This is a genomic window from Barrientosiimonas humi (assembly GCF_006716095.1).
Lineage (GTDB): Bacteria > Actinomycetota > Actinomycetes > Actinomycetales > Dermatophilaceae > Barrientosiimonas > Barrientosiimonas humi.
The window spans coordinates 566042-588252 of record NZ_VFOK01000001.1; the positions used below are offsets into that span (position 1 = coordinate 566042).

General features: G+C 71.2%; 21 protein-coding genes. 7 read left to right on the plus strand and 14 right to left on the minus strand.

Annotation, left to right across the window (positions count from 1 at the left end):
• Nucleotides 1-127: 127 nt before the first annotated feature.
• Both FB554_RS02745 and rsrA read left to right on the plus strand, forming a co-directional pair.
• Entirely contained in the window at nt 128-778 is a 651-nt protein-coding gene (locus tag FB554_RS02745; protein WP_170206759.1) for a sigma-70 family RNA polymerase sigma factor, read from the plus strand.
• The gene (gene rsrA / locus FB554_RS02750; protein WP_236022236.1) at nt 775-1059 is read left to right on the plus strand and encodes a mycothiol system anti-sigma-R factor; all 285 of its coding nucleotides are present in this window, start codon (nt 775-777) and stop codon (nt 1057-1059) included. Before FB554_RS02745 ends, rsrA begins: the two co-directional genes overlap by 4 nt.
• 92 nt (nt 1060-1151) lie before the next feature.
• Here the strand turns inward: rsrA and FB554_RS17915 are convergent, their stop codons facing one another.
• Nucleotides 1152-1226 carry a 50S ribosomal protein bL37 gene (locus FB554_RS17915; RefSeq protein ID WP_370587309.1) on the minus strand — a complete coding sequence of 25 codons (75 nt, stop codon included), beginning with the start codon at nt 1224-1226 and terminating at the stop codon, nt 1152-1154.
• A gap of 638 nt (nt 1227-1864) precedes the next feature.
• Here FB554_RS17915 and FB554_RS17775 point away from each other — a divergent pair.
• Both FB554_RS17775 and FB554_RS02760 read left to right on the plus strand, forming a co-directional pair.
• The gene (locus FB554_RS17775) at nt 1865-2887 is read left to right on the plus strand and encodes an HD-GYP domain-containing protein (RefSeq protein ID WP_170206760.1); all 1023 of its coding nucleotides are present in this window, start codon (nt 1865-1867) and stop codon (nt 2885-2887) included.
• On the plus strand, nt 2884-4224 hold the full coding sequence (locus tag FB554_RS02760) for an HD-GYP domain-containing protein (protein WP_142004529.1): 1341 nt from the start codon (nt 2884-2886) through the stop codon (nt 4222-4224). The genes FB554_RS17775 and FB554_RS02760 overlap by 4 nt, the downstream gene beginning before the upstream one ends.
• 9 nt (nt 4225-4233) lie before the next feature.
• On the opposite strand, the gene mctP is transcribed toward FB554_RS02760, so the two are convergent.
• The 7 genes from mctP to FB554_RS02795 form a co-directional block, all read right to left on the minus strand.
• The gene (gene mctP / locus FB554_RS02765) at nt 4234-5964 is read right to left on the minus strand and encodes a monocarboxylate uptake permease MctP (protein WP_142004530.1); all 1731 of its coding nucleotides are present in this window, start codon (nt 5962-5964) and stop codon (nt 4234-4236) included.
• Entirely contained in the window at nt 5961-6275 is a 315-nt protein-coding gene (locus FB554_RS17285; RefSeq protein WP_211344519.1) for a DUF3311 domain-containing protein, read from the minus strand. The genes mctP and FB554_RS17285 overlap by 4 nt, the downstream gene beginning before the upstream one ends.
• A 172-nt stretch (nt 6276-6447) precedes the next feature.
• Complete coding sequence (gene sodN, locus FB554_RS02775; RefSeq protein ID WP_142004532.1) at nt 6448-6855, minus strand: superoxide dismutase, Ni; 408 nt, start codon at nt 6853-6855, stop codon at nt 6448-6450.
• Nucleotides 6856-6972: 117 nt separating this feature from the next.
• The gene (locus tag FB554_RS02780; RefSeq protein ID WP_236022237.1) at nt 6973-7284 is read right to left on the minus strand and encodes a S26 family signal peptidase; all 312 of its coding nucleotides are present in this window, start codon (nt 7282-7284) and stop codon (nt 6973-6975) included.
• Nucleotides 7285-7288: 4 nt separating this feature from the next.
• Entirely contained in the window at nt 7289-8161 is an 873-nt protein-coding gene (locus FB554_RS02785; RefSeq protein ID WP_142004533.1) for an amino acid ABC transporter ATP-binding protein, read from the minus strand.
• Nucleotides 8161-9129, minus strand: a complete 969-nt coding sequence (locus FB554_RS02790; RefSeq protein WP_142004534.1) for an amino acid ABC transporter permease — start codon at nt 9127-9129, stop codon at nt 8161-8163. The genes FB554_RS02785 and FB554_RS02790 overlap by 1 nt, the downstream gene beginning before the upstream one ends.
• A complete protein-coding gene (locus tag FB554_RS02795; RefSeq protein WP_142004535.1) occupies nt 9129-10052 on the minus strand; it encodes an ABC transporter substrate-binding protein in 924 nt (307 codons plus the stop codon). The genes FB554_RS02790 and FB554_RS02795 overlap by 1 nt, the downstream gene beginning before the upstream one ends.
• Before the next feature lie 163 nt (nt 10053-10215).
• Between FB554_RS02795 and FB554_RS02800 the strand changes: the two genes are divergently transcribed.
• From FB554_RS02800 to FB554_RS02810, 3 genes are all read left to right on the plus strand, one after another.
• Nucleotides 10216-11382, plus strand: coding sequence for a nucleotide sugar dehydrogenase (locus FB554_RS02800; RefSeq protein WP_142004536.1), 1167 nt, complete (start codon nt 10216-10218; stop codon nt 11380-11382).
• A gap of 77 nt (nt 11383-11459) precedes the next feature.
• Nucleotides 11460-12992: a tyrosine-protein kinase domain-containing protein gene (locus FB554_RS02805; protein ID WP_170206761.1), complete on the plus strand. Its 1533-nt coding sequence runs from the start codon at nt 11460-11462 to the stop codon at nt 12990-12992.
• 46 nt (nt 12993-13038) lie between these two features.
• Nucleotides 13039-14142 (plus strand): glycosyltransferase, encoded by a 1104-nt coding sequence (locus FB554_RS02810; protein WP_142004538.1) that lies wholly within the window; start codon nt 13039-13041, stop codon nt 14140-14142.
• 12 nt (nt 14143-14154) lie between these two features.
• On the opposite strand, the gene FB554_RS02815 is transcribed toward FB554_RS02810, so the two are convergent.
• The 6 genes from FB554_RS02815 to FB554_RS02835 all read right to left on the minus strand — a co-directional run bounded on the left by FB554_RS02815 (nt 14155) and on the right by FB554_RS02835 (nt 22194).
• Nucleotides 14155-14811: a GDSL-type esterase/lipase family protein gene (locus FB554_RS02815; protein WP_142004539.1), complete on the minus strand. Its 657-nt coding sequence runs from the start codon at nt 14809-14811 to the stop codon at nt 14155-14157.
• Between the two features lie 13 nt (nt 14812-14824).
• On the minus strand, nt 14825-15001 hold the full coding sequence (locus tag FB554_RS17025; protein WP_170206762.1) for a DUF6104 family protein: 177 nt from the start codon (nt 14999-15001) through the stop codon (nt 14825-14827).
• A 64-nt stretch (nt 15002-15065) separates the two neighbouring features.
• Nucleotides 15066-16106, minus strand: a complete 1041-nt coding sequence (locus FB554_RS02820; protein ID WP_142004540.1) for a GNAT family N-acetyltransferase — start codon at nt 16104-16106, stop codon at nt 15066-15068.
• Nucleotides 16107-16111: 5 nt separating this feature from the next.
• Nucleotides 16112-20257, minus strand: a complete 4146-nt coding sequence (locus FB554_RS02825) for a multifunctional oxoglutarate decarboxylase/oxoglutarate dehydrogenase thiamine pyrophosphate-binding subunit/dihydrolipoyllysine-residue succinyltransferase subunit (RefSeq protein ID WP_142004541.1) — start codon at nt 20255-20257, stop codon at nt 16112-16114.
• A gap of 126 nt (nt 20258-20383) precedes the next feature.
• Entirely contained in the window at nt 20384-21220 is an 837-nt protein-coding gene (locus FB554_RS02830) for an ABC transporter permease (protein WP_142004542.1), read from the minus strand.
• Nucleotides 21220-22194, minus strand: a complete 975-nt coding sequence (locus FB554_RS02835; protein WP_142004543.1) for an ABC transporter ATP-binding protein — start codon at nt 22192-22194, stop codon at nt 21220-21222. The genes FB554_RS02830 and FB554_RS02835 overlap by 1 nt, the downstream gene beginning before the upstream one ends.
• Between the last annotated feature and the right edge of the window lie 17 nt (nt 22195-22211).

Consider the following 22211-nt stretch of genomic DNA (forward strand, 5'->3'; position numbering starts at 1 on the left):
AGGGGGTGAGCGATTTTCCCGAGGAGGACCCTTGCTGCTGGCAGCGAACGCACCGACCGGCGCCGTGCCCGAGCCCATGCTTTCGGGCACAGGAGGCGGTCAGCCCGGCGCACTAGGCTGGGGCGCGATGAGTGACACCCACGCCCCTGGCACCGCGTCTGCCGACGCCGGTCGCGACAGCGAGGTCGACGTCGCCAACGAGTCGCAGGCCGAGCGTGCCGCTCGGTTCGAGCGCGAGGCGATGCCCTACCTCGACCAGCTCTACTCCGCCGCGCTGCGCAACACGCGCAACCCGGCCGACGCCGAAGACCTGGTGCAGGAGACCTATGCGAAGGCGTACGCCGCCTTCCACCAGTACAAGCCCGGCACCAACCTCAAGGCCTGGCTCTACCGGATCCTGACCAACACCTACATCAACAGCTACCGCAAGAAGCAGCGCCAGCCGCAGCAGTCCGACGCGGCCGACATCGAGGACTACCAGCTGCACCGCGCCGAGTCGCACAGCTCGACGGGTCTGCGCTCGGCCGAGTCCGACGCGCTCGACCACCTGCCCGACGACGACGTCAAGCGGGCGCTGCAGGAGCTCCCCGACGACTTCCGGATGGCGGTCTACCTCGCCGACGTCGAGGGGTTCGCCTACAAGGAGATCGCCGAGATCATGGACACCCCGATCGGCACCGTGATGTCGCGCCTGCACCGTGGGCGTCGCCAGCTGCGCGAGCTGCTCACCGACTACGCCGTCGAGCGTGGCTTCGTGCGTGAGGAGGCTCGGTCGTGACCGCTGAGCAGTCCATCGACAAGCCCGACTGCCGGGCCGTCATCGAGCAGATCTACGCCTACCTCGACGGCGAGCTCGACGAGCGTGACGTGGCCCGCCTCAAGCAGCACCTCGAGGAGTGCCCGCCCTGCGTGACGGAGTACGAGCGTGACCAGCTGCTCAAGGCGCTCGTCCGCCGCTCGTGCGCCTGCGAGCAGGCCCCCGAGAAGCTGCGGGCCCAGATCCTCACCCAGATCACCACCGTGTCGGTAACCACCGTCGAGGTGCGCCGCCAGGGCTGATCCGGCCCGGCTCGTCCGACCCCGAGCACGAGACAGCCCCCGTGCGCCGTGATGGCGCTGCGGGGGCTGTTCTTGTGCGCTGGCTCGTCGGCTCAGGCGTTGGGGCGCTTGCCGTGGTTGGCGCCCTTGCCCTTGCGCGAGCGACGCTTGCGGGCGCGCTTGCTCATGGAGATCTCCTTGGGTTCGCTCCGGCACGAGAGCCGGAATCGCCCGCCATCGTCGCACATTCGGCGGCACGGCACCCAACCGAGCGCGTCTTCCGCATGGCAGAATGCGCGTTGTCATGTCCCCTCATGGCACCGCGCACCCCCCGGTCCCCCGATCGTGGGGTCGACGAGAGGAAGTCCATGAACGAGCAGCTGCTCTTGCTCCTGTCCGGCTCGGTTCCCCAGTCGCCGACTGTTATCGGCTGGAACCCTGGTCCCGGGGGCAAGTGACTCCAAGCGCTAACCCCTCACACACTGCGGACCCCTCGCCAGAGCCCCCACGGCTCCCGGCGAGGGGTCCGTGGCCTTGGCGCTACGTCTCGGCACTGCTGCTGGCACTCGCGCTCGGTGTGGCGGCCGGCACATGGTGGGGCCCGGTTCGCCTGCACCCACCGACGCTCGCCCTGCTGATCGGTCTTGGGCTGGCGGCGGAGCTGCTGCGGCGCGTGGAGTCTGAGCGGAGGACCTCCGTCTCGTTCATCTCCGTCATCCTGACCGCAGCCATCCCGCTTGTCGGCCCGGTGGGGGCTGCCTTGGTGGGCGCCCTGCCAGCGCTCGTCCAGCCGCGCGGGACGCCTGCGATCGCGCGGGCGTTCAATATGGCCCAGACGGGCCTCATCGGCCTGGCCGGCGGCTGCGTCTATCTCGGCGCGGGCGGGGCCATGGTCTTCGGAGCCAGTTCCGGCGTCACGGATCTGTTGGCTGGCCTGCTGCTGCCCCTGCTGGTCGCCACGCTGGTCATGATGCTGCTCAACGCCGCCCTGATCGCCGGCATCCTGCGGCTGTCAGGGGGAACGTCTCTGCGCTTCGCCTTCCTGCACACCTCGCGCGACGGTCTCGTGCTCTACCTCGGCTACGGCCTCGTCGGGTTCCTGTTCGTCGTGCTCTGGCAGGTCGAGCGGCTCGGACCGCTGAGCCTGCTGCTGGTCGTCGCCCCGCTCATGCTGGCCCAGTGGTCGATCAGCGGCCTGGTCGAGGAGCGCGAGACCCAGCTGCGCACCGTGCGCACGCTCGTGGCTGCCGTGGAGACTCGCGGCGCCCAGCGGCGCGGACAGGGGGAGCGGGTCGGCGAAGTCTGCGAGGCCATCGGTGAGCAGCTCGGCCTCACCCCGCGGATGTCCGAGGCGCTGCAGTTCGCGGCGGCGCTGCACAACGTGGGGCTGATCGCCCCGCCCGAGCGCGGCGAGGCCCGCCACCTCACGCCGGACCGGGCGCGGCGCATCGCCGAGCACCCGACCCGCGGCGTGCAGATGCTGCAGCACATCGACTTCCTGGAGGAGTCGCGCAGCGCGATCCTGCACCACCACGAGCGCTGGGACGGCGACGGCTATCCGCAGGGCCTCGCCGCCGAGCGGATCCCGCTGCTCGCGCGCATCGTGGCCGTGGCCGACGTCTACGTCGCGCTCACCTGGGGCCGCGACCGGATGCCGCCGGAGCAGGCGCTGGAGATCGTCGACGCCCGCGCCGGCACCCACCTGGACCCGCGCTGCGTCGCCGCGCTGCGCGCCGCGTGGGACCGCGGCCGGATCGTCGACCGGCCGCGCCCCGCCGGCCCCGACCTGCCGCTCGACCACGACGCCCCCGAGGTGTCCGACCTGATGGCCTCGGGGGTGCCGCGGTGAGCGGGGAGTCCTCCGTTCCCACCGGGCAGGCCGCGACGCCGGGGCTGGCCCGGGTGCAGCCGCGGCCGTGGGCCCAGACCCTCGTCGTGGTGCTGGCCGCTCTCACCGTGATCGTCGCGTTCGTGCTGCGCCTGCGGGGCGAGCGGCTCGGCACCCCCGAGCTGATGGTGCTCGGCTGCTTCTTCCTCGCGATGCTGGCCGGGGAGGCGCTGCGCCTCGACGGGCAGGACCACCCGATGATGTTCCCGCTGTCCGGGGCCGCCACCGCAGGGCTCGCGCTCGCGGGCGAGCTCGACGGGCGCACGCTCGGCTACGGCGCGGCCGAGGTGGTCATCGCCCAGGTCGCGGCCATGCTGCTCGGCGCGGCCTGGCTCCAGCACCGCACGGGCGGGCGGCCCCGGGTCCACCACTACGCCGTACGCCTGCTCGTCCTGTCCCTCGTCGCGGTCGTCTATCGCGAGGTGCCGCTCGGTCCGGGAGGTCGCACCCTGGTGGCTGCCGCGACCGACGGCACCCACGTGCGCTGGCAGGTGGCGCTGCTGATGCTCGCGGTGCTGCTGGCCGCGACCGTGCTGGCGTTCGCGCTGCAGCTCCTCCTGCGGCCGCGCGGCGGTCATCGCGCGCGGTGGCACTTCTTCCAGGAGGACGTGCGCTCGGCCCTCCCGGTCACCCTGGCCGCCATGTCGGCCGCCGTCGTGGTGGCGCTCGGCCTGCGGGCGCTCAGTCTGTTCGCCGTGCCGCTGTTCCTCACCCCGCTGGTGCTGATGGGGTTCGCCATCCAGCGCCAGCGCCGCGCGGGTCGCGCCCGGCAGCAGTCCATCGCCGCGCTGTCGCGGATGACCGACCTCGCCGGATACACCCGCGAGGGGCACTCCGAGCGCGTCGCGGCGCTGTGCGACGTCGTCGGGCGGGCGATGCACCTGACCGACCGCGAGCTGGTCGACCTCGAGGCCGCCGCGCTGCTGCACGACATCGGTCAGGTCGCGCTGCGCGACCCGATCCCCGGCGGGGCGACCGTCGGCCTCGCACCCGTCGACCAGGAGCGAATCGCCGACGACGGCGCCGCGATCGTGCGGCGCACCGAGGCGATGGACCGCCCCGCCACCATCATCAGCGAGCACCCGACGCCGTTCCGGATCCTGCGCGAGGAGGGCCGTCCGCTCTCACGGGCAGCGCGAATCCTGAAGGTCTGCAACGCTTTCGACGACCTCGGCGGCACGCGCGGCGACCGCGACGCCGCGCTCGAGCGGATCCTGCTGGGGCTCGGCTACGAGTACGACCCCGAGGTCGTCGACGCGCTGACCGAGGTCACCGAGCGGGTGACCCGCGCGGCCTGAGCCGCGAGGTCAGGCCCGGCCGGCCGCGCCGCGTGCGCCGCCCTCCTGCTCGTCGACGGTCGGCTCGAACGGGTCCTGGTCGTACTGGTCGACCCGCGGGTCCCCGGCGTCGGCGTAGTAGTCACCCGGTGCCGTCGCGTCCTTGCCGTCGGGCACGCCGGCCGCCCGGAAGATCAGGGTCAGCAGCGCGGCGACGAGCATGTTGAGCACGAACGCCGTGAGCGCGATGTAGCCCAGCTGCTTGATCAGCGGGATGTCCAGCAGCGAGCCGCCGAAGTGCTCGGTCGCGGGGCTGGACACGGTGTAGGCGGCGTACGTGCCGTAGCCGAAGCCGACCGCCCAGCCGGCCAGCAGCGCCCACCGGTGGAACCAGCGGGTGTAGAGGCCGCACACGATCGCCGGGAACGTCTGCAGGATCCAGATGCCGCCGAGCAGCTGGAAGTTGATGGCGTTCTGCTTGTCGAGCGTGAGAACGAAGCCCAGCGCGAACAGCTTGACCGCCAGCGACACCAGCTTGGAGACCTTCGCCTCCTGCGCGGGGGTCGCCTCGGGCCGGATCCACGCCTTGTAGACGTTGCGGGTGAAGGTGTTGGCGGCCGCGATCGACATGATCGCCGCCGGCACCAGCGCACCGATCGCGATGGCCGCGAAGGCGATCCCGGTGAACCAGTCGGGGAACTGGTCCTCGATCAGCTGCGGCACCACGAGCTGCGGGTTCGGCTTGCCGTCGAGCCCGATGGGCTGGGTGCCGGCCGCGATCGCGACCCAGCCGAGCAGCGCCAGCAGCGCGAGCACGAACGAGTAGGCCGGCAGGATCGAGGCGTTGCGACGGATCGTGTCGCGGCTCTTGGAGGAGAGCACGGCGGTGATCGAGTGCGGGTACATGAACAGCGCCATCGCCGAACCGAAGGCGAGCGTGGCGTACGCGATGTGCTGGGTCGACGCGGGGACGAACGCCCCTGTCGGCTTGCCCGTCGCGGGGTTGGGGGTGTTCATCTTCTGCTCGGCCGCGGAGAAGATCGTGTCCCAGCCGCCGACCTTGCCCGGCAGGTAGAGGATCGCGACGATGATCACCAGGTAGATCAGCAGGTCCTTGACGAACGCGATGATCGCGGGCGCGCGCAGACCGCTGGAGTAGGTGTAGGCCGCGAGCAGCGCGAACGCGACGAACAGCGGCGCGTCCTTGGCGACGATGTTGTCGCTGCCGCCGATGCCGGCCACCTCGAGGACGGCCTGGATGCCGACCAGCTGCAGCGCGATGTAGGGCATCGTCGCGATGAACCCGGTCGCGGCGACCGCGAGCGCGAGGCCGCGCGAGCCGTACCGCCCCTGCACGAAGTCGGCCGCGGTGACGTAGCCGTGGCGGTGGCTCACCGACCACAGCCGCGACATGAAGAAGAAGATCATCGGGTAGACGATGATCGTGTAGGGGACGGCGAAGAATCCGGACACCGCACCCGCGCCGTACATCGCCGCGGGAACCGCGATGAAGGTGTAGGCCGTGTAGAGGTCGCCGCCCAGCAGGAACCAGGTGATCCAGGTGCCGAAGCTGCGCCCGCCGAGGCCCCACTCGTCGAGGGAGTCCAGCGAGTCGGCGCGGCGCCAGCGCGAGGCGAGGAAGCCCATGATCGTCACCACGGCGAACAGCAGCACGAGGATGACGACGGCGACGGTGTTGACGCCCGTGTTGGGGGTGCTGGGGTCGGCGGCGCTCGGTGCGGCCGCGAGCAGCCCGGTCATGCGCGCGGCTCCTGCTCGTCGTCACCGTGCTCGCGGCGCATCGTGTCGACCGGGTCGGCGGGGGCGCCGGTGCCGCGGGCGCGCTTGATCAGCGCGTGCGCGCTCAGCGTGCAGGCCGCCGTGAGGAAGACCCACAGCAGCTGGTACCACACGAAGAAGGGGAAGGCGCCGAGCCTGGGGCCGGTGCGGGCGTACGTCGGCACGGCGGCGATGGCGATCATGGGCAGCAGGAGCAGCACGCCGGCTGCCCACAGCAGGGGGCGGTTCGACGGGGGGACTCCGTCGGGGCGCCGCGGGACGTCCTGGGACACCTTCGTCCTCCTTCGCGCTGGTGGCCGACCTGGCCAGAAGCACGCCGAACTTACCGGAGCCGGGGCGCGCGGCGGCCGGTTTTGCCCAACGGCGCGCGGGCTCTCGCGCGGCGAGACGACGAGGCGCCCCGGACTGGGTCCGGGGCGCCTCGTCAGTCGTGCTGGGCCGTGGTCAGGAGGCCTTCTTCGTCTCGGCGAAGATCTTGGCGATCTCGTCGATCTTGCCGAGCAGCTGGTCGGCGACATCGACGTCGAAGCTGCCCTTGGTGCCGGTCGCGCCGGCGAGCTTGGTGGCCTCGTTCACCAGCGTGTTCAGCTGGGGGTACTTCTCGAAGTGCGGGGGCTTGAAGTAGTCGGTCCACAGCACCCACAGGTGGTGCTTGACCAGCTCGGAGCGCTGCTCCTTGATGATCATTGCGCGCATGCGGAAGTCGGCGTCGTCGGGCTTGTCGGCGACCTTCTCGCAGATGGCCTTGACCGACTCGGCCTCGATGCGGGCCTGGGCGGGGTCGTACACGCCACACGGGAGGTCGCAGTGGGCGCTGACCTCGACGGTGGGGGCGAACAGACGGGCAAGCATGGGGCGAATCCCTTCGGTCTGGTGGCCTGGCTCGAACACTTCGCACGCTACCCAGCGCCGGCGCCGGGGAGCAGGGGCCCCAGCCAGATGCGACCTCGTCGCAGGAGGGCTGAGCGCTCAGCGCCGGGGCAGGCGCAGCAGCACCCGGGCGACCACGGCGCTCGCCGGCAGCGGCCCCACCGACCGGGAGTCCACGGCGCCCGGGGCGTCGGTGCGGTCCGACTCCACCCACCACTGCGTGCCGACCGCTCGCACGACCCGTTTCACCGCGAGCGGGCGGGGTCCGTCGGGCCCGGCGGGCAGCTGCACCACGTGGGCCCGTCCGGCGCGCACGCGCGCGCCGTAGCGCACGAGCAGGCGGTCACCGTCGACGTACGTCGGCTCCATCGAGCGGCCGCGCACGACCGCGATGCCGAGAGGCAGCGGCACCCGGTCAGGCGTCGCCGGCGCGGCTCGCGCCGGTCGCGTCGTCGTGGATGTGCGCGTGCAGCGGGTCGGTGAGCGCCTCCTCGCGGTTGGTCTCCTCGGCGTGCACGCGGGACAGGAAGGCCTTGGTGCGCTCGTGCTGCGGGTTGCCGATGACCGCCTCGGGCGGGCCGGCCTCGACGACGACGCCGCCGTCCATGAACACGACCCGGTCGGCGACCTCGCGGGCGAACGCCATCTCGTGGGTGACCACGATCATGGTCATGCCGTCCTGGGCGAGCTCGCGCATCACGGTGAGCACCTCGCCGACGAGCTCGGGGTCGAGCGCCGAGGTGGGCTCGTCGAACAGCATCAGACGCGGCTTCATGGCCAGCGCCCGGGCGATCGCGACCCGCTGCTGCTGACCGCCGGACAGCTGCGCGGGGTAGTGGTCGGCGCGCTCGCTCAGCCCGACGCGGTCGAGCAGCTCCAGCGCGGCGCGGCGCGCCTCGCCCTTGCTGACGCGGCGGACCTGGACCGGCGCCTCCATGACGTTCTCGAGCGCGGTCTTGTGCGGGAAGAGGTTGAACCGCTGGAAGACCATGCCGATCTCGCCGCGCTGGGCGGCGATCCGCTTGTCGTGCAGCCGGTGCAGCTGGCCGCCCTTGTCCTCGTAACCCATGAGCTCGCCGTCGACGAAGATCCGGCCGCCGTCGATGGTCTCCAGCTGGTTGATGCAGCGCAGGAAGGTGGTCTTGCCCGAGCCGGACGGTCCGAGCAGGCAGACGACCTCGCCCTCGTGCACCTGGATGTCGATGCCCGAGAGAACCTCGTTGCCGTGGAAGGACTTCGTGACGTTGACGGCGTCGACGAGCGCCTGGTCACCGCGGGTGGTGGTCATCAGGAGGAACCGCCTCTTCCGATCATCGTCGCCAGCTTGCGGGCGTTGTTCTCGCGCGTGCCGTAGCCACGGCCGAAGTGCCGCTCCAGGTAGTACTGCCCGATCATCAAGATCGTGCAGATGATGAGGTACCAGGCGAACCCGGCGAGGTAGGCGCCGATGACCCGGAAGGTGTCGTTGGCGACCTGGTCGACCTGGAACCACAGCTCCATCGAGATCGGGATGGCGAACATCAGCGAGGTGTCCTTGACCATCGCGATGGTCTCGTTGCCGGTCGGCGGGACGATGACCCGCATCGCCTGCGGCAGGATGATCCGCCGCATCGCCTTGCCGTTGCTCATGCCGAGGGCCTTGGCCGCCTCGTTCTGGCCGGTGTCGACCGACAGGATGCCGGCGCGGGCGATCTCGGCCATGTAGGCCGCCTCGGACAGGCCGAGCCCGATGATGCCGACCCAGATGGTCTGCGAGAGGGCGTTGACGTTGAGCGAGAAGAACGTCAGGTCGTTCGACAGCCCCACCCAGTCCGACAGCTCCTTGCCGAACGGCACCCCGATGTCGAGCACGGGATAGAGCGCGCCGGCGCTGCCGAGGAAGACCAGCAGCACCAGGCGCGGGATCGCCCGGAAGAACCAGGTGTAGACGAACGCCACGCCGCGCAGCACCGGGTTGTCCGACAGGCGCATCACCGCGAGGGTCACGCCGAGCGTCACGCCGAGGATCATCGCCCCGATCGTCACGACGATGGTGCCCTTGGCGAGCCCCTCGAGCACCGGCGTGTAGTTCATGACGTTCGGCACGAAGCCGAGGTCCCACGCGGGGTTGGTCACCAGGGAGCTGATGCCCATCGCGACGACCACGGCGATGCCCGCCAGCGCGACCCAGCGCCAGGGATGGCGTACGGGCTTGGCGTCGATCTTGCCCGGTCGCTCGGCCGGCGCGTCCGGCCGAGCGGAGGTGTCGGCCGACATCAGTCGGTCGCGGGGTTCACGGCGAAGGTGCTGATGGCGCCGGCCTTGGTGCCGTACTTGTCCAGGATCTTGTCGTACGACCCGTCGGACTTCATCGCGGTGAACGCCTTGGCGAGGGCCTGGCCGAACGCCTCGTCACCCTTGGGGAAGGCCACGCCGTAGGGCGCGGAGTCGTAGTTCTTGCCGACGAGCTCCAGCTTGCCCCCGCTCTTGTTGACCGCGTCGACCGAGACGGGCAGGTCGGCCGCCATGGCGTCGACGCGGCCCGAGGTCAGGTCGAGGGTGGCCCGGGTCTGGTTGTCCTGGATGAGCAGCTTGATCGGCTGCTTGCCCTCGCCGGTGCACTTCTTGCTGCGGTTCTGCAGGTCGGTGACCTGCACCGTGCCCTTCTGCACCGACATCGACAGGCCGCAGGGGGAGTCGGGGTTGACCTTCTTGGGGTTGCCCTTGGCGGTGACCCACTGGGTGCCGGCGGTGAAGTAGGAGGTGAAGGAGACCGTCTGCTTGCGCTCGTTGTTGATCGTGAACGAGGAGATGCCGAGGTCGTACTTGCCGCCCTTGATGCCGAGGATGAGGCTGTCGAAGCCGGCGTTCTGGAAGTTGGCCTTCAGACCGAGCTTGCCGAGGGCGGCCGTCAGCAGCTCGACGTCCATGCCGACGATCGTCTTGCCGTCGGAGTCGAAGTACTCGTTCGGCGGGTAGGTCGCGTCGGTGCCGACGTTGAGCGTCCCCTTCGACCTGTACTTCTCGGGCACCTGGCCGGCCAGCGCGGTGTCCTTGGTGGCGCTCACCGTCGGGGCGGCGGAGGAGGCGCTGCCGCCCGGCTCGAGGGTGTCGGAGCCGCAGGCGGCGAGGGCGAGCGACGCGGCAGCGGCGGCGGCCGTGACGATCGGGAGGGCAGGACGACGGGTACGACTGCGCATGACGGGGGTCCTTCCACGGGCTGACGCCGGCCGACTGGGTGCCGGACGTGCAGAGTGTGCCAGCAACCCCGCCCGGTGGCCCGGAGCACCCGGAAAGGTTCTCCGCACCGTGACCCGGGTGCGGCCGTCCGCAAGGGTGGCCCGACGCGGTTACGCTGGCGTCATGAAGATTGCCGTGGTCGGTCTGGGTTACGTGGGCCTCGCCAACGCCGTCATCCTCGCGCAGCGCCACCCCGTGGTCGCGCTCGACGTCGATGCCGGCCGGGTCGAGGCCGTCAACGAGCGGCGCTCGCCGATCGTCGATCCCGACCTGGAGGACTACCTCGCCAACCGCGAGCTCGACCTGCGCGCGACCCTCGACGCCGAGGACGCGCTGTCGGGCGCCGAGCTGGTCATCATCTCCACCCCGACCAACTACGACCCGGAGAAGGACTTCTTCGACACCTCCACCGTCGAGGCCGTGCTGGCCCAGGTCGAGAGCGTGGCCCCGCAGGCGAGCGCGGTCATCAAGTCGACCATCCCCGTCGGGTTCACCGACCGGATGCGTGCCAAGCACCCGGGCCTGACCATCCTGTTCTCCCCGGAGTTCCTGCGCGAGGGCCGCGCGCTCTACGACAACCTGCACCCGAGCCGGATCATCGTCGGCGGCGACAGCCCCGAGGCCAAGGTCTTCGCCGACCTGCTGAGCGAGGGTTCGCTCGACGACGACGTGCCGGTGCTGCTCACGGGCGCGGCCGAGGCCGAGGCGATCAAGCTGTTCGCCAACACCTTCCTGGCGATGCGCGTCGCGTTCTTCAACGAGCTCGACACCTACGCCCTCTCCCGCGGCATCGACCCGCGCGCGGTGATCGAGGGCGTCGGGCTCGACCCGCGCATCGGCCTGCACTACAACAACCCCTCGTTCGGCTACGGCGGCTACTGCCTGCCGAAGGACACGCGGCAGCTGCTGGCCAACTACCAGGACGTCCCGCAGAACCTCATCCGCGCGATCGTCGACTCCAACACCACGCGCAAGGACTTCATCGCCGAAGACATCCTGCGCCGCCGCCCCAAGGTCGTCGGCCTCTACCGCCTGGTCATGAAGGAGGGCTCGGACAACTTCCGGATGTCCTCCATCCAGGGCGTGATGAAGCGGCTCAAGGCCAAGGGCGTCGAGGTGCTGGTGCACGAGCCGACGCTGACCGACAAGGAGTTCTTCCACTCCGAGGTGGTGCCCGACGTCGAGGAGTTCATCAGCCGGTCGGACGTCATCCTGACCAACCGCCGTTCGCCGGCCCTGGCCTCGGTCGAGGACAAGGTCTACACCCGAGACCTTTTCGGCCGCGACTGAACCTGACGCTCGGGGGTTAGGCCGACGAGCACCGTCGTGGACGGGTGGTTCGGCCGAGAGGAGCACTGGGAGCAGCCGTGACGCTCGAGGACGTGTGGAGGACGATCCGCACCCACTGGGTGCTGCTCGTCGCGTTCACGCTGGTGGGGACGGCGGCAGCCGCCGGATACTGGCGCTGGCGCGAGCCGGTCTACACCGCGACCGCGGTCGCGTACGTCGTGCCGCAGGACGGCTCGGCCGGCGGTGGGCGCTCGTCGGAGGGGCCGCCGTCGGCGGTCGCCATGGCCAAGGCGCGCTCCTGGGTGCCGCTGGCGACGAGCGTCGACACCGCACGGGAGACCGTGCGGGCGCTGGGGCTCGACCTCGAGCCCGACCAGCTGGCGGCCCGGGTGAGCGCCGAGCACGTGCGCGACACCCCGACCATCTCGGTCAGCGTGACCGGCTCGACGCCGCGGGAGGCCCAGCGGCTCGCCGACGGGGTCGTGCAGGCGATGCGCGGCCAGGCGAGACGCCTCGACGGGGCCTCGTCCGGGGTCGATATCGAGCCGATCCAGAACGCCCACCTGCCCACCCATCCCACCGAGCCGCACCCGGAGTGGATCCTGCCGATCGGCGCCCTGCTGGGGCTGCTGCTCGGACTGCTCGTCGCGCTCGCGCGCCGTCGCCGGGCCGGGCGCGTGCGTGACCAGTCCGACGTCGAGCGGCACATCGGCACCAGCGTGCTGAGCGTGCTGCCGGCGTCGAAGGACCTCGAGGCGCGCGACCGGGTGCCGCGCGGCGCGGGCAGCCACACCACCCGCGACGCCCTGCAGCAGCTGCGCACCAACCTGACGTTCGTCAACGTCGACCACGCGCCGCGCACCGTGGTGGTCACCGCGGCGCGGGCCGGCGAGGGGTCCTCGACGGTGGCCGCCAACCTCGCCCGCACGATGGCCGACGCCGGCCAGCGGGTGGTGCTCATCGACGCCGACCTGCGCGAGCCGGCCGTGGCCGACATCTTCCAGCTCGACGCGCGCGTGGGGCTCACCCAGGTGCTCGCCGGCAGCGTCGCGCTCACCGACGCCGTGCAGGAGGGCGACCGGGCCAACCTGCGGGTGCTCACCGCCGGCCACCTGCCGCCCAACCCGAGCGGACTGCTCAGCTCGGCCCGCATGCACCACCTGCTGCTCACCCTCGGGCGCGACGCGATGGTCGTGCTCGACTCGCCGCCGCTGCTGGAGCACCGTGACGCGGCGCTGCTGAGCGCGAGCGCGGACGGCGCGCTGCTGGTCATCTCGGCGGCGGGCGCCCGCGAGCCCACGCTGTCGCGCGCGGTCGCCGCGATCAACCGGGTCGGCGGGCAGCTGCTGGGCGCCGTGCTGACCCAGGTCAGCGGCAAGCAGTTCAAGCGCATCGTGGCCGCCGACACCCGGTTCGGCTACGGCACCGACCTGTCCCGGCGCGAGCCGGACGAGAGCGACGAGCCGCCGCGGCACGCCCGCGGTGCGATCTTCGACGAGGCCGCCACCGACATACCGGATCAGTCGGGTGCCGAGATCGAGCGGCGGACCGCCCCGGGCGAGGGGGAGCGGTCGGCCTACCGTCGGCGACCGAAGCACGTCTCGTCCTGACCTGCTTGCGCCCGAGAACCCCTGTCGATCAAGGAGATCCGCTGCGATGACCGGCGTGCTGGTGCACGAGTGGATCGAGGCCCACGGCGGCGCGGAGCAGGTGCTCGACGCCATGGCCGCGGAGTTCCCCGACGCCGACATCGCGTGCCTGTGGGACGACGCGCCGCAGCGCTACCCCGGTCGGCGCGTGGTCGACAGCTGGCTGGCGCGCACGCCCCTGCGGCGGCACAAGGCCGCGGCGCTGCCGCTGATGCTGCCCACGTGGTGGCGTCGCCCGGGGCGATACGACTGGGCCCTGATCGGGTCGTACGCCTTCGCCGCTCAGGCGCGCTTCCCGGCCTCGCCCGACCTGCGCAAGCTGGTCTACGTGCACAGCCCCGCCCGCTATGTCTGGGAGCCGGAGCTGGACGGGCGGGGGTCGTCGCGGTTCGTGCGCGCGGTGGCCCCGCCGCTGCGTCACCTGGACCGCCGGCTGGTCTCGGGTGCGCACGCGTTCGCGACCAACAGCGCGTTCGTGCGCGACCGGGTGGCGCGCACGTGGGGCAGGGACAGCGTGGTCATCCCGCCCCCGGTGGCAGCGGGGGCGATCGCGGCCGGAGACGACCACGACCTGACCGACGCCGAGCGGCGGGTGCTCGACGCGCTGCCCGAGGTCTTCGTGCTCGGGGCCTCGCGGTTCGTGGGCTACAAGCGGCTCGACCTCGTGATCGAGGCAGGGGAGCACGCCGACCTGCCGGTCGTGATCGCCGGCGGCGGGCCGCTGGAGCAGCCGCTGCGCGAGCAGGGCGCGGCCGCGGGTGTGCCCGTGACGTTCGTCAGCCGGCCGAGCAGCGCCCTGCTGCACGCGCTGCTGCGGCGGGCGTCGGTGTTCGTCTTCCCGGCGGTGGAGGACTTCGGCATCCTGCCGGTCGAGGCGATGGCCGCCGGCACCCCCGTGCTGAGCAGCGCGCGGGGCGGCGTCACCGAGTCGGTGCTCGACGGCGTCACCGGCGCCCACGTGGCCGAGTGGCGCCGCGAGCCGGTGCGCGCCGCGGTCGAGCAGGCGCTCGCCGCGTCCGCGCAGGACTGCCGCGACCGGGCGATGGACTTCGACGAGCCGGTCTTCCGGCGGCGGCTGCGCGCGTGGGTGGACGAGCAGCTGGCGGGCTGAGGCCCCGTCGTCTCAGAGCTGCAACCACTCCTGCCAGCCGGCGTGCAGCACCAGCCAGGCGATGAGCCCGTAGCCGGCCTGGCCCGGGTGGAAGCCGTCACCGGCCGCGAGGTCGCTCTGCCACTGGTCGTGACCGAGCAGCGGGCGGAAGCAGTCGACATAGGTGATGCGGCGGCGGGCGCACACGTCGGCCTGGGCGTCGACCAGCACCTCGAGGCGCTGGTTGAGGTCGGGGTCGGCGGTCGGGGGCGGCCCGACGACGAACGCCGCGATGCCGGTCGTCGACGCGTCGTCGAGGATGTTGGCGAGGTTGAGCCGAGAGCGGGCGGTGGTCATGCCGGCCTCGACGTCGTTGGTGCCGAAGCCGACGACCAGGCGCTTCTCGTTGACCGGGGGAGCCCAGCGGGGCGCGGTCTCCTGGCGCCAGCGGGCGAGCACGTCGGTCGAGGACTCACCGGCGACGCCGAGGTTGTAGGAGCGCAGGCGTACGTCCGTGTGCGGGGTGCGCGCGACCACCCGGGACACCCAGCCGAGAGCCTTGGGGTCGCCGACCCCGGCGACGTAGGAGTCGCCGACGAAGCACAGCCCGATGTCGCGCGGACCGTCGGTCACGTGGAACTCGGCGCTGGGGGTGAAGTCGGGCTCGCTGCCCTGGTGCGGGTAGGTCATACCGTCGCTCTCGTCATTCGTCCTCGTCGTCCAACCGCGCCAGCCAGGTGGCCAGCCGCTCGACCGGCACCTCGAACTCGGGGTTGAGGTCGACGAACGTGCGCAGCTGGTCGGCGAGCCAGGCCAGCGTCACCTCGTCGTCGCCGCGCCGCTGCGCCAGCTCCTCGATGCCGCGGTCGGTGAAATACACGCGCCGAGATTATCGCGACGGGTGCCCGGGATCCGCGCGGCGCACCGCCCGCGCGCGAGGTCGCTCAGGTGACGTCGATGTCCCGCTGCCACGACTGGGTGCGGTAGTCGGTGACCCAGCCGAGCGAGGTGTAGAGCCCGTCGGCGCCGGTGGGGGAGTCGGCGTCCACCTCGAGGCCCACGCGGCCGCGACCCCGCTCAGCGGCGTCGCGCAGCACGGTGAACAGCAGCGCCTTGGCGACGCCGCGCCCGCGCGCCCGGCGGTGCACCCCGATGTAGTCGATGTAGCTGCCCGGCCGGCCGGAGGCGTCCGGGGGCAGCACGGAGCTGACCACACCGCCGCCGAGCACGGGCCCCTCGTCGGTGTCGACCGTCGCGAGCCACCAGTGGTCCCACCGGTGGCCGGGGTCCTCGCGCAGCCGCTGCGCGAACTCGGCGAAGCTCTCGCGGTAGGAGTTGAAGTGGTCCTCGAAGGACTCCTCGAGCACCTGGTGCACGGCCCGCAGGTCCTCGGCCACCGGCATCCCGGTCTCGTGCGTGGCGACCCGCCGGACGTGCACGCCCTCGCGCGGCTGCGGCAGGTCGGCGTCACCGGGGGCGGTGGGCCGCGTCATCTGCAGCCAGGTGCGGGTGTGCCGCAGCCCGACCGAGGCGTACCACTCCGCCAGCTGCGCGTCGCCCTCGTAGACCGTGGCGTCGAGCTGGGTGTGCTCGACGAAGCGCTGGGCGCCGACGTAACGAGCAGTCGCGACGATCCACTCCAGCAGCCCTGCCGCCAGCGAGTCCTGTTGTGCCGCAGGCAGATCCGGGCACACGGTCAGGTCGATGTTGGTGCGGCCGGCGGCGCGGTCGTGCACCGACGCCCACGCTCGGACGGTGCCCGACTCGTCGACGACGACGACCTGGTCGCGCGTCCACGAGCCGGTGCCGGTGACCTCGGACGCGACGGTGTCGAGGTCGACCGGCGAGGCCTTGCCGCGCACGCGTTCGCGCCGGCGCTGCACCAGGCGTACGAGCGGTTCGACGTCGCCCGCCACCGGCACCCGGACGGCCCAGCCCGACCGGAGGTCGAGCGTGGGCACGTCGGGCTTGGGCGGCGGGGCCATCCGGCTCAGCGGTCGAACGCCTTGGCGACGAGCTCGGCCTGCTGCGCCTGGTGCTTCTTGCTGCTGCCGGTCGCCGGGGAGGCGGAGGCCGGACGGCTCACCACGCGCAGCGGCCGGTTCTCACCGTGCTGCGCGAGCTGACCCGGCAGGTTGAGCGCCATGAACGGCCACGCGCCCTGGTTCTCCGGCTCGTCCTGGACCCACACCAGTTCGGCGTTGGGGTAGGTCTTCACGACCTCGGCGATCTCGGCGCCCGGCAGCGGGGCGAGCTGCTCGACGCGCACGATCGCCGTCGCCTCGTCGCCGCGCTTGGTGCGCTCGGCCTCGAGGTCGTACACGACCCGGCTCGAGGCCAGCAGCACGCGGGTGACCTGGTCGCCGCTCAGCTGGGCGGCGTCGGCGATCACCGGCTGGAACGTGCCGCTGGTGAACTCGTGCGGGCTCGAGGTCGCCGCCTTCAGCCGCAGCAGCTGCTTCGGCGTGAAGACGATCAGCGGGCGGCGGGGCCGGGCGTACGCCTGGCGGCGCAGCAGGTGGAAGTAGTTCGCCGGGGTGCTGGGGTAGGCGATCGTCATGTTGTCCTCGGCGAACATCTGCAGGAAGCGCTCGATGCGTGCCGAGGAGTGGTCGGGCCCCTGCCCCTCGTAGCCGTGCGGCAGCAGCAGCACGACCGACGAGCGCTGCGCCCACTTCTGCTCGGAGGAGGAGATGAACTCGTCGACGATCATCTGGGCGCCGTTGACGAAGTCGCCGAACTGGGCCTCCCACAGCACCAGCGCGTCGGGCCGCTCGACGGAGTAGCCGTACTCGAAGCCCATCGCGGCGTACTCCGACAGCAGCGAGTCGTAGATCCACAGCCACGCCTGCCCGTCGGACAGGTAGCGCAGCGGCGTCCACTCCTTGCCGGTGACCTTGTCGATGAGCACCGCGTGCCGCTGCACGAAGGTGCCGCGGCGGGAGTCCTGGCCGGCGAGGCGGACCGGGGTGCCGTCGAGCATCAGCGAGCCGAACGCGATGAGCTCGCCCATCGCCCAGTCGATGCCGCCGCTGGAGACCATCGCGGTGCGCTTCTCCATGAGCTGCTTCAGCTTGGGGTGCAGCGTGAAGCCCTCCGGCGGGTTGACCCACGTGTCGCCGATGAGCTTCAGGTCGCGGTCGTCGATCGCGGTCGGCCGGTCGATGCTGAGCGCGCCGGCCTCGTCGTCGTCGCGCTGGGCCGACGGACGCTCCAGACCGGTCTCGCCCTCGGCGTCGGTGCCCTGCCGGGCCTCCGACTCGACGTTCTGGGCGGCGTCGGAGCTCGAGGCCGCGGCGGCCTTGCGGGCCTCCTTGGTCTCGACGAACACCTGCTCCAGCTGCTTCTGGTAGTCCTTCAGCGCGGCCTCGGCGTCCTCGACGGTGATGTCGCCACGGCCGATGAGCGCCTCGGTGTAGAGCTTGCGGACGCTGCGCTTGGCCTCGATCAGCTCGTACATCAGCGGCTGGGTCATCGAGGGGTCGTCGCCCTCGTTGTGCCCGCGCCGCCGGTAGCAGATGAGATCGATGACGACGTCCTTGTGGAACTTCTGGCGGAACTCGTACGCCAGCTCGGCCACCCGCACGCAGGCCTCGGGGTCGTCGCCGTTGACGTGGAAGATCGGTGCCTGCACCATGCGGGCCACGTCGGTGGAGTAGGTCGAGCTGCGCGAGCTGCTCGGCGCGGTGGTGAAGCCGACCTGGTTGTTGACGACGATGTGGATCGTGCCGCCGGTGCGGTAACCGCGCAGCTGGCTGAGGTTCAGCGTCTCGGCCACGACGCCCTGGCCGGCGAACGCGGCGTCGCCGTGCATCAGCACCGGCAGCACGGTGAAGGCGGTGCCGGCCAGGTTGATGCGGTCCTGCTTGGCGCGCGCGATGCCCTCGAGCACCGGGTTGACCGCCTCCAGGTGCGAGGGGTTCGCGGCGAGGTAGACCTTGGTCTTCTTGCCGTCGTCGGAGACGAACTCGCCCTCGGTGCCCAGGTGGTACTTCACGTCGCCCGAGCCCTGGACCGACTTGGGGTCCTGGGTGCCCTCGAACTCGCGGAAGATCTGGCCGTAGGACTTGCCGGCGATGTTGGCCAGCACGTTCAGCCGGCCGCGGTGCGGCATGCCGATGCAGACCTCGTCCATGCCGTCGTCGGCGGCCTCGTACATGATCTTGTCGAGCAGCGCGATGACGGACTCGCCGCCCTCGAGGCTGAACCGCTTCTGACCGACGTACTTGGTCTGCAGGAAGGTCTCGAACGCCTCGGCCGCGTTGAGCCGGCGCAGGATGCGCAGCTGCTCGTCGGAGGTCGGCTTGGCGAACGGCACCTCGACCTTCTCCTGGACCCACTCGCGCTCCTCGGGGTCCTGGATGTGCATGTACTCGATGCCGATGGTGCGGCAGTAGGAGTCGCGCAGGATGCCGAGGATCTTGCGCAGCTTCAGGAACGGCTGCCCGCCGAACCCGCCGGTGGGGAAGGTCCGGTCGAGGTCCCACAGGGTGAGGCCGTGCCGGGTGATGTCGAGGTCGGGGTGCTTGCGCTGGCGGTACTCCAGCGGGTCGGTGTCGGCCATCAGGTGACCGCGCACCCGGTAGGCGTGGATCAGCTCCTGCACCCGCGCGACCTTGTTGATGTCGTCGTCGTGGGTGACGGCGATGTCCTGCACCCAGCGGATCGGCTCGTACGGGATGCGCAGCGCGGCGAAGATCTCGTCGTAGAACTCGCCCTCGCCGAGCAGCAGCTGGTGCACCCGGCGCAGGAACTCGCCGGACACCGCGCCCTGGATCACGCGGTGGTCGTACGTCGAGGTCAGCGTGAGGATCTTGCTGACGGCGTTGCGGACCAGCTGCTCGTTGCTCGCGCCCTGCCACTCGGCGGGGTAGTCGAGCGAGCCGACGCCGATGATCGCGCCGGCGCCGCGCATCAGGCGCGGGACGGAGTGGTTGGTGCCGATGCCGCCGGGGTTGGTCAGCGAGATGGTGGTGCCCTGGTAGTCGGACAGCTCCAGCTTGTTGCCCCGGGCCTTGCGGACCATGTCCTCGTACGCCGTCCAGAACTGGGCGAACGACATCGTCTCGGCGCCCTTGATGTTGGGCACGACGAGGGTGCGGGTGCCGTCGTCCTTCTGCAGGTCGATGGCCAGGCCGAAGTTGACGTGGCCGGGCTTGACCAGCGACGGCTTGCCCTTGTCGTCCTCGGTGAGGGCGTAGTTCATCTCCGGCATCGTCTTGAGGGCCTTGACGATGGCATAGCCGATGAGGTGGGTGAAGCTCACCTTGCCGCCGCGGCTGCGGGCGAGGTGGTTGTTGATGACGATGCGGTTGTCGATCAGCAGCTTCGCCGGGATCGCCCGCACGCTGGTGGCGGTGGGGACGCTGAGGCTGTCCTCCATGTTGGTGACGATGCGGGCGGCCACGCCGCGCAGCGGGACGGTGTCGGTCTCCTTCTCCTCCACCGGCTCCAGCGTGGTGCTGAACTCGTCGCGCGGGGTGAGAGCGCTCGCGCTGCCCTCGGCCTCGGACGGCTTGGGCTGGCCGGGCGCGGTGTGGTTGCGCTCGCGCTCCTCGTTGGTGGGCTCGCCCATCGGCAGGTCCGGGGTCACGCCGGTGCCGGTCTCGTCGTCGGCGGCGGGCGCCTCGGGGGAGTCCTCCGGGGGAGCGGCGGGCGACTCGGCCTTGGGGACCGGGCGCCCGGAGCCGCCGGAGCCGGTGTTGTCGACCGAGGCGTCGGCCGCCGGGGCCTCGGTGTCGTCGGCCTCAGGCGCCTGGTCGCGGGAGCTGGTGTCCGCGGCGTCGTCCTGGCTCGTGCTGTTGCTCGAGGACGTCTGCTGCGCGCGGGCGGGGGCCTTCGCCGGGCCGGTGGTCGGCGCCTTCACGCGGCCGCCGGACGCCCCGGACGATCCGTTGGAGCCTGCCGGGGCGGACGGGGCCGAGCGGGCCTCGCCGGCCGAGCTCGAGCCGGACGTGGACGCGCTGCCGGACGTGGGCGCGCTGGCAGAGCCCGGCTCGTAGGTCTCGAAGAACTCCCACCAGGCCTTGTCGACGGAGTTCTTGTCCTGCTTGTACTGCTCGTACAGCTCATCGACCAACCACTCGTTCGGGCCGAACGTTGACAGGGGGTCGCCGCTGCTGGGCTGGTGGGACACGCTGGATGCGCCTCTTTCACGTCTCGTCGTCGAGTGCCAAGGCCCAGCCTACTGCGCAGGCACAGCCCCGGAACCGACGGCTCGGGGTGCGGCCCGCCGAGGCCGGCGGGCCGCACCCCGTGGGCGTCAGGAGACGTCTCGACGCGTCGTGAGGAACGCGCCGATGCCGGCGAGCACGACGGCGTACGCGAGCAGCGTGAGCGAGGACTGCCACCAGTTGAAGTAGGGCGACGCAGCACCCGAGGTGGTCTGCTGGCCGGCCATCGGGTCGCTGGTGACGAGCATGCCGCTGGTGAGGTTTCCCGGCAGGAACTTGGCGGCCGTCTCCCAGCCGCGCGCCGAGAAGAACAGGTTGAGCGCGATGTGCAGCACGAACGCCGCACCGACCGCGGACATGACCGCGGCCACCTGGTTGCGCACCAGCATCCCGAACCCGAAGCCGAGCAGCATCCAGACGGTGTTGGCCAGCACGACCAGCGCCATGGTCTTGAGCACCTCGGGGTCGCCCAGCAGCAGCGGTTCGCCCTTGCTCTTGATCACGAGGCTTGCGAGGCCGACGCTGGCCACGTTGTGGACGACGCCGAACACCACGCCCAGCGGGACGAGCGCGATCATCTTCGAGATGAGCACCACCCAGCGGTTGGGCGTGGCGAGGAAGGTCGAGCTGATCGTCTTGTGGCGGTACTCGTTGGTGATCAGCATGACGCCCAGCGCGAGCGGGACCAGCGTCGTGAGGCTGAACTGGATGCCGGCGGAGTAGATGATCTGCGCCGTCCCCGGCGTCATCCTGGCGAACGGGTTGCCGGCGCCGGGATCGTTGGGGTCGGTGGCGTTCTGCGAGCCGAGCAGCGAGGCGAACATCAGGGAGAGCAGCCCGGCCATGAGCCCCATGCCGATGGCCATCGCCCACCACATCCGGGTCGTGAAGACCTTGCGGATCTCGGACTTGATAGCGGCCCCCATCACTGCATCCCTCCCTCGTGCTGCCCAGGCTGGTCGTCGTCACCCAGGTTGCGGTTGCGGTTCTCCGGCTGGGAGGTGAGCTGGAAGAACAGGTCCTCCAGGTCCGACTTGGAGTCGCGAAGCTCGTAGATCGGGAGCCGTGCCGCCAGGGCGAGGTCGCCGATCTTGCGCGGGTCGTCGCCACTGACCTCGAGCGTGTCGTCACCCGTGCGCTGGGCGTGCAACCCGGCCTGGGCGAGCTGGCGGACCAGCTGCTCGGCGTCGGAGGTGCGCACGAGCGAGCGTCGGGGGCCGTGGAGCTCGGCGATCGAGCCCTGCTTGACCATGCGGCCGTTGGCGATGATCACCACGTCATCGACGGTCTGCTCGACCTCGCTGAGCATGTGGCTGGAGACCAGGATCGTCTTGCCCTCGCTGGCGAGGTGGCGCAGGAAGCCGCGCAGCCACCGGATGCCCTCGGGGTCGAGACCGTTCGCCGGCTCGTCGAGGATCAGCACGCGCGGGTCGCCGAGCAGCGCGGCCGCGAGACCGAGACGCTGCCGCATGCCCATGCTGTAGGCCCCGGCTCGCTTCTTGGCCGCAGCCGAGATGCCGACCAGGTCGAGCAGCTCGTCGACCCGGGAGTCGGGCACCTTGATCGCAGCAGCGATCACCCGCAGGTGGTCGCGGCCGGAGCGCCCGGGGTGGAAGTTGGTTGCCTCGAGCGCGGACCCGACCACCTGGCCAGGGTTGTCGAGGTGCTGATAGGTCTGCCCGTCGATCGTGGCGGTGCCGCCGGTCGGCCGGACCAGGCCGAGCAGCATGCGCAGCGTGGTGGTCTTGCCGGCGCCGTTGGGGCCCAGGAAGCCCGTGACCACGCCCGGCTCGACGGTGAAGGACAGGTTGTCGACCGCCCGGAAGCTGCCGAACGACTTCGACAGCGAGTCGATCTCGATGCGCGCCCCCTGGCGCGGTGGTGACGCGGTGCTGGTCATGCGATTCCCCGATTCGT

Bases quoted from the DNA above. Each gene is read 5' to 3' on its own strand.
- FB554_RS02745 (WP_170206759.1), top strand. From the start codon at position 128: ATGAGTGACACCCACGCCCCTGGCACCGCGTCTGCCGACGCCGGTCGC.
- FB554_RS17775 (WP_170206760.1), top strand. From the start codon at position 1,865: ATGGCCCAGACGGGCCTCATCGGCCTGGCCGGCGGCTGCGTCTATCTC.
- mctP (WP_142004530.1), bottom strand. From the start codon at position 5,964: ATGACCGGGCTGCTCGCGGCCGCACCGAGCGCCGCCGACCCCAGCACC.
- sodN (WP_142004532.1), bottom strand. From the start codon at position 6,855: ATGCTTGCCCGTCTGTTCGCCCCCACCGTCGAGGTCAGCGCCCACTGC.
- FB554_RS02785 (WP_142004533.1), bottom strand. From the start codon at position 8,161: ATGACCACCACCCGCGGTGACCAGGCGCTCGTCGACGCCGTCAACGTC.
- FB554_RS02790 (WP_142004534.1), bottom strand. From the start codon at position 9,129: ATGTCGGCCGACACCTCCGCTCGGCCGGACGCGCCGGCCGAGCGACCG.
- FB554_RS02795 (WP_142004535.1), bottom strand. From the start codon at position 10,052: ATGCGCAGTCGTACCCGTCGTCCTGCCCTCCCGATCGTCACGGCCGCC.
- FB554_RS02800 (WP_142004536.1), top strand. From the start codon at position 10,216: ATGAAGATTGCCGTGGTCGGTCTGGGTTACGTGGGCCTCGCCAACGCC.
- FB554_RS02810 (WP_142004538.1), top strand. From the start codon at position 13,039: ATGACCGGCGTGCTGGTGCACGAGTGGATCGAGGCCCACGGCGGCGCG.
- FB554_RS02815 (WP_142004539.1), bottom strand. From the start codon at position 14,811: ATGACCTACCCGCACCAGGGCAGCGAGCCCGACTTCACCCCCAGCGCC.
- FB554_RS02820 (WP_142004540.1), bottom strand. From the start codon at position 16,106: ATGGCCCCGCCGCCCAAGCCCGACGTGCCCACGCTCGACCTCCGGTCG.
- FB554_RS02830 (WP_142004542.1), bottom strand. From the start codon at position 21,220: ATGGGGGCCGCTATCAAGTCCGAGATCCGCAAGGTCTTCACGACCCGG.
- FB554_RS02835 (WP_142004543.1), bottom strand. From the start codon at position 22,194: ATGACCAGCACCGCGTCACCACCGCGCCAGGGGGCGCGCATCGAGATC.